Annotated in this window: 11 protein-coding genes; all 11 read left to right on the top strand. The window is 62.4% G+C overall.

Annotated elements, in window-relative coordinates:
- Positions 1 to 19: 19 nt before the first annotated feature.
- Positions 20 to 1,579, top strand: a complete 1,560-nt coding sequence (locus UIB01_RS12940; RefSeq protein ID WP_038661113.1) for a lipopolysaccharide biosynthesis protein — start codon at positions 20 to 22, stop codon at positions 1,577 to 1,579.
- A complete protein-coding gene (locus UIB01_RS12945) occupies positions 1,548 to 2,480 on the top strand; it encodes a glycosyltransferase family 2 protein (protein ID WP_038661116.1) in 933 nt (310 codons plus the stop codon). The genes UIB01_RS12940 and UIB01_RS12945 overlap by 32 nt, the downstream gene beginning before the upstream one ends.
- 52 nt (positions 2,481 to 2,532) lie before the next feature.
- The gene (locus UIB01_RS12950; protein ID WP_038661118.1) at positions 2,533 to 4,743 is read left to right on the top strand and encodes a polysaccharide biosynthesis tyrosine autokinase; all 2,211 of its coding nucleotides are present in this window, start codon (positions 2,533 to 2,535) and stop codon (positions 4,741 to 4,743) included.
- 22 nt (positions 4,744 to 4,765) lie between these two features.
- Positions 4,766 to 5,509, top strand: coding sequence for a WbqC family protein (locus UIB01_RS12955; protein ID WP_038661121.1), 744 nt, complete (start codon positions 4,766 to 4,768; stop codon positions 5,507 to 5,509).
- Positions 5,510 to 5,563: 54 nt separating this feature from the next.
- Positions 5,564 to 6,073: a transcription/translation regulatory transformer protein RfaH gene (gene rfaH, locus UIB01_RS12960; RefSeq protein ID WP_038661124.1), complete on the top strand. Its 510-nt coding sequence runs from the start codon at positions 5,564 to 5,566 to the stop codon at positions 6,071 to 6,073.
- 60 nt (positions 6,074 to 6,133) lie between these two features.
- Positions 6,134 to 7,444 carry a glycosyltransferase family 4 protein gene (locus UIB01_RS12965; protein WP_038661127.1) on the top strand — a complete coding sequence of 437 codons (1,311 nt, stop codon included), beginning with the start codon at positions 6,134 to 6,136 and terminating at the stop codon, positions 7,442 to 7,444.
- Positions 7,338 to 8,636, top strand: a complete 1,299-nt coding sequence (locus tag UIB01_RS12970; RefSeq protein WP_038661129.1) for a membrane protein — start codon at positions 7,338 to 7,340, stop codon at positions 8,634 to 8,636. The genes UIB01_RS12965 and UIB01_RS12970 overlap by 107 nt, the downstream gene beginning before the upstream one ends.
- A 24-nt stretch (positions 8,637 to 8,660) precedes the next feature.
- Positions 8,661 to 9,971 carry a hypothetical protein gene (locus UIB01_RS12975; protein ID WP_196247240.1) on the top strand — a complete coding sequence of 437 codons (1,311 nt, stop codon included), beginning with the start codon at positions 8,661 to 8,663 and terminating at the stop codon, positions 9,969 to 9,971.
- A gap of 207 nt (positions 9,972 to 10,178) precedes the next feature.
- A complete protein-coding gene (locus tag UIB01_RS12980; RefSeq protein ID WP_038661136.1) occupies positions 10,179 to 11,285 on the top strand; it encodes a glycosyltransferase family 4 protein in 1,107 nt (368 codons plus the stop codon).
- Positions 11,286 to 11,339: 54 nt separating this feature from the next.
- Positions 11,340 to 12,377, top strand: coding sequence for an acyltransferase family protein (locus tag UIB01_RS12985; protein ID WP_038661139.1), 1,038 nt, complete (start codon positions 11,340 to 11,342; stop codon positions 12,375 to 12,377).
- A 63-nt stretch (positions 12,378 to 12,440) separates the two neighbouring features.
- Positions 12,441 to 13,649, top strand: coding sequence for a glycosyltransferase family 4 protein (locus tag UIB01_RS12990; protein WP_038661142.1), 1,209 nt, complete (start codon positions 12,441 to 12,443; stop codon positions 13,647 to 13,649).
- Positions 13,650 to 13,655: the final 6 nt, after the last annotated feature.

The following is a 13,655-nucleotide window of genomic DNA, read 5'->3' on the forward strand; positions in this document are numbered from 1 at the left end:
TCGAGGCCGAATACAGATCATGTCCGATCCCAAGCGGTTGTCGGTGATCCGCAATACCAGCCTGAACTACCTCGGCCAGGCTTATGCCCTGCTGATCGGCATTCTGATTCTGCCGTTCTATCTGGGACACCTGGGGGCGGAGGCCTATGGTCTGATCGGCTTCTTCGCCGTGCTCCAGGCCTGGCTGCAGCTGCTCGATGCCGGAATGTCGCCAGCGCTGGTCAGACAGGTGGCGCACTATCGAGGACAAGGCGACCTGGCAGAAGGTCATGGTCCAGCCGGACGCTTGCTGCGCTCGTTCGAACTGTTACTGCTGCCGATCGCGCTGATCACGTGCGTCTCGATCTTTTTCGGCAGCGGCTGGATCGCCCATACCTGGCTACAAGCGCGCGAGCTCAGCACTACGACGATTACGGAGTGCATCAGCCTGATGGGGCTGATGGTCGGTATGCGGCTCTACGCAACGCTGTACAAGAGCGGGCTGCAAGGTGTGGAGCTGCATGGCTGGCTGAACGCGGCGAACATGCTGATCGCTACCCTGCGCTATTTCGGTGGCCTTTTTCTGGTCGCCTACATCTCGCAGGACCCGCTGGACTTTTTCCTGTTCCAAGCGGCGGTGGCCCTTGCCGAAATGCTCGCGTTCGCCAGCAAGGCCTATGTTCAGCTGTCCAGTCCACGCCTATTTACCGGCATCGACTGGCGAGTGATCAGACCGGTGCTCCCGTTCGCCGGCGGCATGTTCTTCACCTCGCTGTTGTGGATCGTACTGACCCAGCTGGACAAGGTGCTGCTTTCCAAGGTGCTGCTGCTTAAGGAGTACGGCTACTTTTCCCTGGTCGCGCTGATCACCACCGGAATCATGACGCTGACCAATCCATTGGTGCAGACGCTGCTGCCACGCATGACCATGCTCGTGGCTGAGGGACGGATCGGCGAAATGGAGCGGCTGTATCTCAATGCCAGCCGCTTTGTCTGCAGCGTGCTGTTTCCCATGGCGGCGGTCATCGCCTGGCACGGACAGTCGCTGATCTTCGCCTGGACCGGCGACCTGGCCGCGGCCGAATGGAGCGAGCGCTTACTGTTCTGGTATGTGCCGGGCAGCGCATTGATGGCCGTCGGCGCATTCCAGTTCTACCTGCAGTACGCCTACGGGCAGCTGCGTCTGCACATCTGGTACAGCGTTATTTCCACCGCGATCAGCGTGCCGATCGTGGCGTACGCGGCCCTTGTGCATGGTGCCTACGGTGCCGCACTGGCCTGGTTCTTCCTGCGTCTGACGACGTTCGTGGTCTGGCCGCCGATGGTACACCGACGCTTCGCGCCGGGCCTTCAAGCCATCTGGGCGCGGGACATGTTGCGAATTAGCGCCATGACCGCACTAGGCCTGGCCCTCGGCGAGCCGCTGTTCGCCCTGATCGCCAGCGACAACCGTTTCGACATTCTGCTGGCGCTGGCGGTAAGCGGGGCTATCTGCCTGCTGCTGGTCGCCGCCAGTTCGAAGCCACTGGTCCTCAAGCTTTACCTACTCATCAAGCGAGCACCCAAAAATGGAATTGAAGAGCGAGCAAGCCTTGATTGAACGCTGGGGCGGCAAGACTGAACCGCTGCTGAGCGTCGTTTGCCTGGCGTACAACCATGCCTCATTTATTAGGAAGACGCTGGAGAGCTTCCTCCAGCAGGAAACGGATTTCCCTTTCGAGGTGATCGTCCATGACGACGCCTCGACCGATACCACCGCCGCGATCATCGCCGACTACGCGGCGCGCTACCCCAGCATCATCAAACCGATCTACCAGACGCAGAATCAGTTCAGCCTCGGCGTGCCCTTCAGCACGCGGCTGTTCGCCCGAGCTGGGGGAAAGTACATCGCCTATTGCGAAGGCGACGACTACTGGACCGACCCGACCAAACTGCAGCAGCAGGTGGACTTTCTCGAGCAGCATCGTGACTACGTGATCACTTATCACGATGCGTTCATGTTCAACAGCCAGGGCATCATCCAGAGCCCGCAGCTGACCGGAAAGCTGCGCAAGGACGCCACCGCCCTGGAACTGATGCAGGGCCGCCCGCTGTCAACGCTCACCGTGTGCTTTCGCAACCTGATTCAGGAACTGCCGCCGGAGCTGCTCGGCGTGGAAGTGCTGGACATCTGCTGGTGGTCACTACTCGGCGCCTATGGCAAGGGCAAGTTCATGGAGGGGATCAGCCCCGCCGCCTACCGCGTCCATGAGGGTGGCATCTTCTCAATGCGGCCGAGCAAGCAACGGATACAGATGGCCATGCACGCCCATTACGCCCTGGCGCGCTACTACCACCGCATCGGCAATAACGCACTCTATGAGTACTTCCTGATCCAGGTGTTCGGCGCGTGCCTGTCGCTGATCTCGCCGTTCAGCAAGCTTCAGGCGCTCTCGACCATCGCTCAGAACATCAGCCTCAACCTGCTGCGCCGGTTGAGCCCACGGCTGGCCAAGAGCTGATCAGCCCGACTCCCGCTTCTTTGCAAAAACGCACCATGAGGAAGGACTCCCAATGACTGCCTTGACCCGCTCTTCGCTGGAATATGACGCGGACAACCGCATCGACCTCGCCGGAATAATGCGCACCGCCTACGACCACAAGGCGCTGATCATTGCCATCACCGGCTTTTTCGCAGCTCTGGGCGTGCTCTACGCCGTGATCGCCACACCGATCTACCAAGCGACCGCGATGATCCAGATCGAACCGAAAAAAGCCGCGATTACCGGCGTGCCGGAAATATCTCCCCGCCCCGACTCGGTCTCCCAGGCAGTCACGGAAATCTCGCTGCTGAAATCCCGCGCCGTGCTGGGCAAGGCCGTCGAGGAGCTCAAGCTCTACATCGTCGCCAAGCCTCGTTATTTCCCCGTATTCGGTGCCTTCATGGCGCGCAATCACGACCCTGCGACCGATGGCGCCCTGGCCACTCCGCTGTTCGGCTTGACCGGCTACGCCTGGGGTGGTGAGAAACTCGAAGTGTTCCAGCTCGACGTGCCCGACGCCTACCTGGGCATGGACCTCACTCTGGTCGCCGGCACGGCCGGCAACTACAGCCTGTACGACGACGAGCAGCAGCTGATCCTCCGTGGCCAGGTCAACCAGGCCGTGGAAAGCCAGGGCTTCAAGGTGCAGATCGCCGAACTCGAGGCACGCCCGGGCACCGAGTTCAAGCTGATCAGGAGCCGCCCGCAGACCACAGCGCTCAACTATCAGGACCGCCTGAAGGTCGGCGAGGCCGGCAAGGACTCGGGGATCATCTACATGTCCCTGGAGGATGCGGATCCGCAGCTGGCCAGCCGCGTGCTGGACGAGATCAGCCGCCTGTACGTCAGCCAGAACATTCAGCGCAGCTCGGCCGAGGCGGCCCAGCGCCTGGATTTCCTCCGTTCGCAACTGCCGCAGGTGCGCAAGGAGCTGGAAAAGGCCGAAGCCGCACTGCACGACTACCAGACCAGCTCCAAGTCGGTGGACATCAGCATCGAGACCAAGGGGGTGCTGGATCAGATCGTCCAGCTGGAAACGCAGATTTCCGAACTGTCGCTCAAGCGCGTGGAGTATGACCGCCTCTACACCCGCGAGCATCCGACCTACCGCACCCTGATGACGCAGATGAACGAACTGCTGGCGCAAAAGGCGCAGCTGCTGAAGAAGGTCGACGCCCTGCCCATGACGCAGCAGGAACTGCTGCGCCTCAAGCGTGACATGGAAGTCACCACCCAGACCTATACCCTGCTGATGAATCAGGCCCAGGAGCAGGATGTATTGCGTGCCGGCACCATCGGCAACGTTCGCGTCATCGACAACGCCTACTCGATGACCGAGAAGCCCTCGAAACCGGTTAAGCCGCTGGTGGTGGCGCTAGCCATCTTCATCGGGCTGCTGGTCTCGGCGGCAGTGATCCTGCTGCGCCAGGCCTTCTACCGCGGCGTGGAAAGCCCGGACGTGATCGAGAAGCTCGGTGTACCGGTCTATGCCGGGCTGCCCTACAGCGCCTCACAGGATCAGCTGAACCGCAGCCGCAAGAGCCGCGACGGCAAGACCCGCCTGCTGAGCCTCACCGAGCCGACCGATCTTGCGGTCGAATCGCTGCGCAGCCTGCGTACCAGCCTCAAGTTCGCCATGCTCGAGGCACGCAACAAGGTGTTGATGATCACCAGCCCGACCCCTTCGGTCGGCAAGTCGTTCGTATCCAGCAACCTGGCTGCGGTGATCGCCCAGACCGGACAGCGGGTGCTGCTGATCGACGGTGACATGCGCCGCGGCTATCTGCACACCCTGTTCGGCATGGCGCCGCGTCATGGCTTGTCGGATGCGCTGGCGAGCGGGCTGAGCCTGGCGGAAATCACCAACCGCACCGAACTGAAGAACCTGCACTTCATCTCCGCCGGATTCTCTGCTCCGAATCCGTCCGAGCTGCTGATGCACGACAACTTCACCCGTCTGCTGCGCGAGGCGGAGAAGCTCTACGACTTCATCATCATTGATACGCCGCCCGTACTGGCGGTCACCGACGCCGTGCTGGTCGCCCAGCAGGCCGGCACCAATCTGCTGGTGGCTCGCTTCGGGCTCAGCACCAGTTCGCAGATCGACGCTTCCAAGCGGCGGCTTGCGCAGAATGGCGTGCTGCTCAAGGGGGTGATCCTCAATGCCGTGAAGCGCAAGGCATCCACTTCGCCCTACGACAGCGGGGCCTACGGTTACTACACCTATACCCAGCAAGCTTGAACGCCAGACAAGGAGGTGCGCCGTGCTCAGAACCGTCTCGATGATGCAGCCCTATCTCTTCCCATACCTGGGCTATTTCCAACTGATCGCACTCAGCGACGTGTTTGTCCTGGGCGATGACCTGCAGTACGTGAAGGGCTCTTGGATGAACCGCAACCGCATCCTGGTCAACGGTCAGCCCAAGTTGATCACCTTCCCGTTGCGTAAAGGCCATCAGACGGAGCAGATCAGGGAGCGCTGGCTCTGCGACGACTTCGACCGAGAAGCCGAAGCGCTGATGAAGATACTCGAGCGTTGCTACGCCAAGGCTCCGCAGCGCGACGCCGTGCTGCCGTTGATCCGTAGCATCCTCGAGTACCCGGAGCGCAACCTCGCGCTGTTCACCGAGAACGCCCTGCGCAAGCTCTGCGCCTACATGAACATCCACACGCCGATCTACCGCGGCTCCAGCCTCGGTCTGCCGGCGAAGATGGACATGCAGGATCGGGTCATCCAGATCGTGCATCGCATGGACGGTGAGCTATACCTGAACCCTATCGGTGGCATGGAGTTGTACTGCCCTGCCCGCTTCCGCGCCGACGGGCTGCTGCTGCGTTTCCTGCGCATGGATGACCTCACCTATGCGCAGTTCAAGCATCCGTTCGTGCCGTCGCTCTCGATCATCGATGTGCTGATGTTCAACAGTCGTGAGGCGATGAAGGAATTGCTACTGCGCTTCAGCGTGGTCGAAGGCCACGAAAAAAGGGCAACGCTGTCGCTGGCTTGACGACATTCAGCCTGCCAGTGGATTCGGGCAGGCCATTCAGGGAAGGACATCCTCATGACACCGAGCAACACCGCACGCTGGTATCTGATCCAGACCAAGCCACGCCAGGAGGCCCGCGCCGAGGAAAACCTGCTACGCCAACACTTCGAATGCTATCGCCCGATCAAGGTGCCGCCACCATCGCGCGGGCCACAAGGCGCCAAGGCCGGCGAGGCGCTGTTCCCCGGCTACCTGTTCATCCGCCTGGATTGCATTCACGACAATTGGTACCCGATTCGCTCCACTCGGGGCGTCAGCCGCGTGGTGAGCTTCGGCGGCCAGCCGACGCCGGTGCGCGACGAACTGATCGAGCAGTTGCGCCGACGCCTGGCGCAGAGCGAAGCCGCACCAGCAGCAACCTTCACTCCCGGCGAGCGCGTGCAGGTCAGCGGCGGCAGCTTCAGCGACATCGAAGCGATCTTCGTCAGCAGCGACGGCGAGGAGCGCTCGGTCATTCTGCTCAACCTGCTGCAGCGTGAGCAGAAGGTCCGGGTGCCCACCCGTTATCTCCAGTGCTACTCCTGAACCAGGCGAGTCCCTGCGGACATTCAAGCAGCCTGACAGAGTCAATCAGCGAGCCGACCGATGAAAATCCTATTCCTCAATGCGTTCTACGCCCCGCATATCGGCGGCGGCGCGGAAGTCATCCTCCGGCACTTGGCCGAGGGGCTGCAACGTCGTGGTTGCGAGGTGGCAGTGCTGGCGACCGGCCCGGATGCCGGCCTGAACATGCAGATCCAGGAAGGCGTACGCGTGTATCGCGCCCGCCTGGCGAACATCTACTGGCATTACACCCAGCAGCGCCCAAGCCGTGTCGCCCGGCTCGGCTGGCATTACCGCGATCGCTACAACCACGACATGCGCCGCTACGTGCGTGAGGTGATCGAGCGCGAGCAACCGGACATCGTGGTCAGCAACAACCTCACCGGGTGGTCGATTTCCGCATGGGACGAGATTACCGCAGCGGGCGTGCCCATCGTTCAGGTCCTGCACGACCTGTATCTGCTCTGCCCGAAGGACACCATGTTCAATCGCGGCAAGAGCTGCCAGCGCCAATGCGGCCTGTGCTCGGTGTTCCGCCTCGGTCATGCCAGCGCCTCGGCGCAGGTCGCCACCGTGGTTGGCGTCAGCCGCTTCGTGCTCGAACGCATTACCGCACAGGGCTACTTCAGCCGCGCTCGTCAGCATGTGGTGCACAACTGTACGCCGGCCAACCCCGGCCAGGGCAGCAAGCCCAAACAACGCAGCAACTACCCGCTGCGCTTCGGTTACATCGGCACGCTGTCGGAGAACAAGGGCGTCGGCTGGCTGATCCAGCAATTCCAGAGACTGGACATCGATGCCCGGCTGGATATCGCCGGGCGCGGCAAGCTGGACTATGAAGCCAAGCTGAAAGCCATGGCCGATCCGAAGAAGGTCAGCTTTCTCGGCTACTGCGATAGTGACGAGTTCATGCGCAGCATCGATGTACTGGTAGTGCCGTCGCTATGGGCCGAGCCATTCGGCCTGGTCGCCGTCGAAGGCTGCGCCAATCACCTGCCGGTAATCGCGAGCAACATGGGCGGCCTGCCGGAGATCATCCGCGACGAATGCAACGGCCTGCTCTGCTCGCCCGATGATCCGGATTCACTCGGCATCGCCATGCTTTGGCTCTACATCGACGGCGCACTGCGCCAGAGGCTGGCCAGCCAGGCCCGGGCCAGCGTGCTGCCTCTGCTGGACATGGAACGCATGCTGGATCAGTACCAGACCATCCTGCGCGAAACACTTCAGGGAACGAGAATTCAACATGAACCAGAGCCTGCTGATTACCCCGCGGCGACGCGACTCGAATCCGTTGGCCTTAGACAAGCCGACATTGTTGACGCTGGTCGTCGCCTCGCTGCTGCTGACTGAAACCTTTTCCGGTGCCCTGCGCTATTACTTCGACATGGCCGGAATCTCGTGGCTGCTGTACCTGCCAAAGATTGCCTGTCTCATAGCCCTGGGGCTGGAGCTGTTGCGCTACCGCGGCTGGCCAGCCTTCTGGCTGGTCATGCTGGGCCTGGTGACATCCAGCCAACTCGCGCTGATGCATGGGGCGGAGCTGGCCAATATCGGTTTTAGCCTGTTCATCTACATTCCGCTGCTGTTCGGGCTGATCTGTGGCCGGCATCTGGAACTGCGCCTCGGGCTGTTGCGGCAAATAATCGGCTTCTGCCTGATTGCCTGCTTCGTTGGTATCGCCTTGGACATGCTCACCAGCGTGCCGTGGAAGGGCTACAGCTACATGGTCGGCGAGGTGGAACTGAGCGCCAATCGCTCCTGGGCATTCGACGACATCGACCGCATCGGTGGCTTCGCCCGCATGTCTACGGCGCTGTCGGTGATGATCGCGGTGTACAGCCTGTTCATCGCCGCCTTCATCCATTCCCGAATACTACGGTTGGCGCTCTATGCGGCGGCGCTGGTGGGCATCGTGCTGACCACCAACAAGTCCACCGCTGCGGCCTATGTGCTGACGCTGCTGATGCTGATCGTCACGGCCTACCGCTTCGCCAGTGCCACGGCCTTCCTCGTCGCGGTGCTGGTCGGCCTGATGCTACCGATGGCCAGTCTGGTGCTGAGCCTGGACCCCAATGCGGCCAACAACGGCACACTCCTGGCTTCGTTCGCCGACCGGCTGATCAACAGCTGGCCGAACTTCATCGAAGTCATCACCCGCGAGGGCTGGGGCTGGTGGGGTGCGGGGTTCGGCGCCGTGGGCAGCGCTGGGCAGGTCTATCCGGTCCCGGGCCTGGAGCTGCTGAGCATTGCCGACAACACCGCGCTGTACCTGTGGGGAATGCTCGGCGTATTCGGTGTGTTGCTCTACCTGCTGATCTTTCCACTCATGCTGCGCCTGCATGAGCGGGGCTCGCGACTGCGCAGCGCGCTGCTGCCGATCGTCTTCTGCATCTGCCTGGTGGCGTGGGCCACGGATGTGCTGGAGGTATCCATCGCCACGCTGTTCCTGGGCCTGGCGATATCCCACGTGCTGACCCCGGCGCGCGCCGGGGCCAACAGCCTCGCGGCACAGCGACTGCCTGAGCTGCAGCATCTCACCTGAGCCCCAACTTCACGGATGATCCACATGACGATGCGCTCCACCCTACTCCATACCCTGCTCATCGCGGGCCTGCTGGGCCACTCATTGCATGGTCTGGCGCAGACCGACGAAGAGCCCTTTGTCGTCGGGGTCTGTGCCCATGAACTGCACAAGGGCGACCCCAGCGGCCGCGCGTACGCGATGATGCGCGATGCTGGGATCACCTCCGTGCGCACTGACGCGCACTGGGCCTATGTCGAACGGCAGCCTGGCCAACTGAAGATCGAACCGTCCTGGCACCGCTATCTGAAGGAAACCGCCCGCCACGGACTCAACACGCAGTTCATCCTCGGCTACGGCAACTCCCACTATGGCGGCGGTGAAAAACCCCGCAGCGAGCCGGTCAGGGCCGCGTTCAATCGCTACGTCGAATTCATCACCGACGAACTCAAGGGCCAGGTGGCCTACTACGAAATCTGGAATGAATGGGATGTCGAGGACCCGCGCGATCCGAAGTTCACCCAGGACTACGCGCGCCTGATCGCCGACGCTTCAGGGATCATTCGGCAGCGTGCGCCCGAGGCGAAGGTACTTGCCGGCGCCGTGACCACGCAGGGAATCGAGACGGGCTTCGCCTTGCGTCTGCTGGAGAATGGCCTGATGCAATCGGTTGATGGCCTTTCGCTGCATCCATATGTGCATTGCCGCGGCTGGCGACGCAACACGCCAGAGGCCTGGATCGACTGGATGACCGAGGTCGACAAGCAACTGACCCGCGCCGCCGGGCGCCCGGTGCCGCTCTATCTGACCGAGATGGCCTGGCCGTCCCATCAGGGTGTCTGTGGCATCGACGAGACCCTGCAGGCCGCGTATCTGGCGCGCGCGTTCTTTCTTGCCAAGACGCTGCCCAACATCAAAGGCATGTGGTGGTACGACTTCCGCAACGATGGCACCGACAAAACCGAGCGCGAGCACAATTTCGGCCTGGTTCGGCAGGACTTCACGCTTAAACCGGCCTACCCGGTGCTCGCGGCGATCAGCGAGATCGTCAGGGAGTACAGCTTTGTCGGGCGCGACGAAAGCGCCGCAGGCGACGTGGTGATGCTCCGCTTCGCCCGCGATGAGGAGCAGTTGATGGTTGCCTGGAGCGCCGACAAGCCACGCACGGTTGAGCTGCGCAGCGGAGCAGGAAACGAGGGCCGCGTCGCCATGATCGATACCGCGCAGCCGCAGCATGGTCGGGTAACCACCACCTCCGAGTGGAAATGCCCGGCCATCGGCGGCTGCCGCACCACGGTGAAGCTCGACGGGTTCCCGAAGATCATCAGCCTGCGCGCGGTGCAGGAAGAAGGCTGACGCAATCGCAGGTGCCGACGCCTAATCGAACCGGCCATGCTGGCGATGCACACCAAGCCATGAAGGCTTCAGCGGTTCCTTCTCAAAGCGAACCGCTCTCTGACCGGCCTCGAACGGGCCCTCGTTTGAATTACCACTGTCCGTCAGCAGACGACAGTCAACGTTATCGCCTCGCGAAAACGAAAAACCTTCCAAGGAGAGCCACTCATGATTGCCATCAACGCTCGTTTCCTCACCCAGGAAACCCGCGGCGTGCAACGTTTTGCCGAGCAGGTCTGCCTGGAGCTTGGAGCCATGCGCAAGGATCTGAACTTCGTCGCGCCCCATGACATTCGCATGCACGCCAGTGCCGAGCGCCTTCAGGTTCGACGGATTGGTCGTAACCGCGGGCATCTATGGGAGCAGCTGGACCTGCCGCTGTGGCTGGCGAAACATGGCTATCCGCCGCTGGTATCGCTGTGCAACACCGCGCCGCTGATCTACCGCAACCAGATCGCCACTCATCACGACATCACCTACGTCCGCCATCCGGAAAGCTATTCGCGCACCTTTCGCGGTCTCTACAAGGGACTCACGCCGCTGCTGCTCAAGCGCATCAAGGCACTGATCACGGTCAGCGACTTCTCGCGCAAGGAAATCGCCCGCTATTACGGCTACCCGAGCGAGAAGATCTGCGTGGTGCCCAACGCCGTAGCTGCGACGTTCCGCCCGCTGGCAGCTGAGCACAGCCGCGACGGCAAGCGCCCGTATCTGCTGGCAGTGTCCTCACCGAATGCACACAAGAACTTCGCGCGGATGGTCGCCGCCTTCCTCAGCCTCGAAGGCTTCGACGATGTGGAGCTGCGTATCGTCGGCGACTCACATTCGGTGTTCGCCGGCACCGATTACAGCGTCGCGGGCAACACGCGCGTACGCATGCTCGGACGGCTCGACGATGAGCAGCTGGTAAGCCAATACCAGGGCGCGACGGCCTTTATCTTTCCTTCGCTCTACGAGGGCTTCGGCATTCCGCCGCTGGAGGCACAGGCCTGCGGCTGTCCGGTAATCGCCGCCCGGGCTGCATCCATCCCAGAAGTGCTCGGCGACAGCGTGCTCTATTTCGAGCCGCTGAACATCGAGGACATCGCTCGCTGCATGCGCCACGTACTGCAGGACGCCGGGCTGCGTGACGACCTGCGCACTCTCGGTCTGGCAAATGTCGAGCGCTATTCCTGGAAACGCTCGGCACAGAAGGTATCGCAGTTGATCGACCAGGCTCTGATGGGCAAGTCCAGCCCGCCGTCCTTCATCGCCTGGTCACCGGATCGCCATTGAGGCCGGTCCTGACGCTGTTCCGACAATTCACCCATCACCCAAACGAGGCAGACCATGGAACGGTTGGCGCATATCGACGCGCTTCGTGGCGGCGCGGCAGTACTTCTGATGGTCCAGAGCGTGCTGGTGCCCTCGCCGGAGGAAAGCTGGCTGATGCAACACGCGGTAGATGTTGGGCTGCTGGCATGCCTCTGGTTCCTGCTCGGTTGCGGCTTCATCGTGCCGGCCAGCTTGCACGCCAGAACCGACGACGGGCGAGGCTTCGTCGTCCGACGCCTGCTACGTCTGCTGCCGGTCTACCTGCTCGCAGTGCTACTGACAGCCATCGTGCTGCCAGCGGCACCGGCCTGGTTGCCCGGCGTGACGATGCACAGCACAGGCGTGGCATTCGAAGTCATCGGCGGTTACGGCGCCCTGCCACCGCTTCTGTTGTTCTACGGGCTTTGTCTGGCACTGCACGCGCTCGGCCTGCTGCATAGCGTGAGCCTGCGAGCCGGTTGCGCGCTCCTGCTGTTGGCCGCCGCGCTGTTGCTGGCGTTGCTGCATCAGCTGCTCGACGTGGCAGTGCCGGTCACGCTGCCGCTGGTGCTGTCGCTGATGTTCTTCGCCTCCATCTGGCATGAGGCTCAGCACGAAAGCAGCAGCTATGCCCGCCGCCGCGCCCGTGAGTACGCACGCTACACCTTGCGGGTCTACCTGCTGGTAATACCCGTCGTATTCATCGCAGGCTGGTCTGCTACCGAAACGGCCTGGCCGCGCGAGCTGATCAGCTATGCCCTGGCCATCGCGAGCTTTCTGCTTTTTAGCAGCCGCCTGCCATTGCGCGCACCGCTGCTGGTGTGGCTCGGCAGCCTCAGCTACTCGCTTTACCTGTTGCTCCCGGCAATGCAAGGCCTGAGCGCTCGGTTGACCGAGGCACTCGACCTGACCAGCCCGGCCGCGACTGTCGCCGGTGCCGTTTTCGGGCTGCTACTTGCGCTCGGCAGCGCCCTGCTCTGCCGCCACCTGCTGGAGCTGCCCCTGGCCCACGCCGGCCGACGCCTCACTGGTCAGCACGACCTGCTGCCACTGATACGTCTGCACGGTCGCTAATCGCCACCGCTCTGCCTGCCGCGGCGTCGCCGCGCATCATTTTCAGATCAAGGATGTCATGCCATGAAAGTTGCCATCGTTCACGATTGGCTAGTGACGTACGCCGGCGCCGAGCGCGTGCTTGCCGGCCTGTGCGCCGTCTGGCCGGAAGCCGACTTGTTCGCCGTCATCGATTTTCTCTCCGATGAAGACCGTGCCCACCTCGGCGGCAAGCGCGCCACCACCACCTTTATTCAGCAACTGCCGAAGGCGCGCAGCCATTACCAGAAGTACCTGCCGCTGATGCCGCTGGCCATCGAGCAGCTGGACATGTCTTCCTACGACTTGGTCATTTCCAGCAGCCACGCGGTGGCCAAGGGTGTGCTGACCGGTCCCAATCAGCTGCACATCAGCTATGTGCACTCGCCGATCCGCTACGCCTGGGATCTGCAGCACCAGTACCTGCATGAAGCCAGCCTGGAACACGGCATCAAGGCCAAGCTCGCTCGCATGCTGCTGCACTACATGCGCATGTGGGATCAGCGCACCGCCAGCGGCGTAGACGAGTTCATTGCCAATTCGCACTTCATCGGCCGGCGCATCAACAAAAGCTACCGGCGCCAGTCGACGGTGATCTACCCGCCGGTCGATACCCGCCAGTTCACCCTGCACAAGGCCAAGGAAGATTTCTATCTGACCGCTTCGCGCATGGTGCCGTACAAGAAGATCCCACTGATCATCGAGGCCTTCGCGTCGATGCCCGACAAACGCCTGATCGTGATCGGAAGCGGCCCGGAAATGGAAAAGGCCCGCGAAGCGGCCGGGCCCAATGTCACGCTGCTCGGCTACCAAAGCTTCAAGGTACTGCTGCAACACATGCAGCGCGCCAAAGCGTTCGTCTTCGCCGCGGAGGAAGACTTTGGCATCGCACCGATCGAGGCCCAGGCCTGCGGTACACCGGTGGTTGCCTACGGTCGTGGTGGTGTGCTGGAAACCGTGCGCGGGCTCGAACATGCCGAGCCCACCGGCGTGTTCTATCCGGAGCAGACCACCGACTCGATCATCGCCGCCATTGGCGACTTCGAGGCCCAGCGCTCACGGATCACCCCAGAGAACTGTCGTCGAAATGCGGAGCGCTTCTCCGGTGAGCGCTTTCAGCAGGAAATACGCGCCTTCGTCGAGGCACGACTGCGCGAAGCCAGGGCCTACGAGGGCCAGGGCCTCGCTCCTTCGCTGGCCTCCTCCAGCACGCAGCTCTACCCGGCTGCCGTGGTGCCGATCAAGCACGCCTAACCACCC

This window comes from Stutzerimonas decontaminans, assembly GCF_000661915.1.
GTDB lineage: Bacteria > Pseudomonadota > Gammaproteobacteria > Pseudomonadales > Pseudomonadaceae > Stutzerimonas > Stutzerimonas decontaminans.

Coding starts and splice junctions, on each gene's coding strand:
- UIB01_RS12940 (WP_038661113.1), top strand. CDS start 20: ATGTCCGATCCCAAGCGGTTGTCGGTGATCCGCAATACCAGCCTGAAC.
- UIB01_RS12970 (WP_038661129.1), top strand. CDS start 7,338: ATGAACCAGAGCCTGCTGATTACCCCGCGGCGACGCGACTCGAATCCG.
- UIB01_RS12945 (WP_038661116.1), top strand. CDS start 1,548: ATGGAATTGAAGAGCGAGCAAGCCTTGATTGAACGCTGGGGCGGCAAG.
- UIB01_RS12980 (WP_038661136.1), top strand. CDS start 10,179: ATGATTGCCATCAACGCTCGTTTCCTCACCCAGGAAACCCGCGGCGTG.
- UIB01_RS12990 (WP_038661142.1), top strand. CDS start 12,441: ATGAAAGTTGCCATCGTTCACGATTGGCTAGTGACGTACGCCGGCGCC.
- UIB01_RS12950 (WP_038661118.1), top strand. CDS start 2,533: ATGACTGCCTTGACCCGCTCTTCGCTGGAATATGACGCGGACAACCGC.
- UIB01_RS12985 (WP_038661139.1), top strand. CDS start 11,340: ATGGAACGGTTGGCGCATATCGACGCGCTTCGTGGCGGCGCGGCAGTA.
- UIB01_RS12975 (WP_196247240.1), top strand. CDS start 8,661: ATGACGATGCGCTCCACCCTACTCCATACCCTGCTCATCGCGGGCCTG.
- UIB01_RS12965 (WP_038661127.1), top strand. CDS start 6,134: ATGAAAATCCTATTCCTCAATGCGTTCTACGCCCCGCATATCGGCGGC.
- rfaH (WP_038661124.1), top strand. CDS start 5,564: ATGACACCGAGCAACACCGCACGCTGGTATCTGATCCAGACCAAGCCA.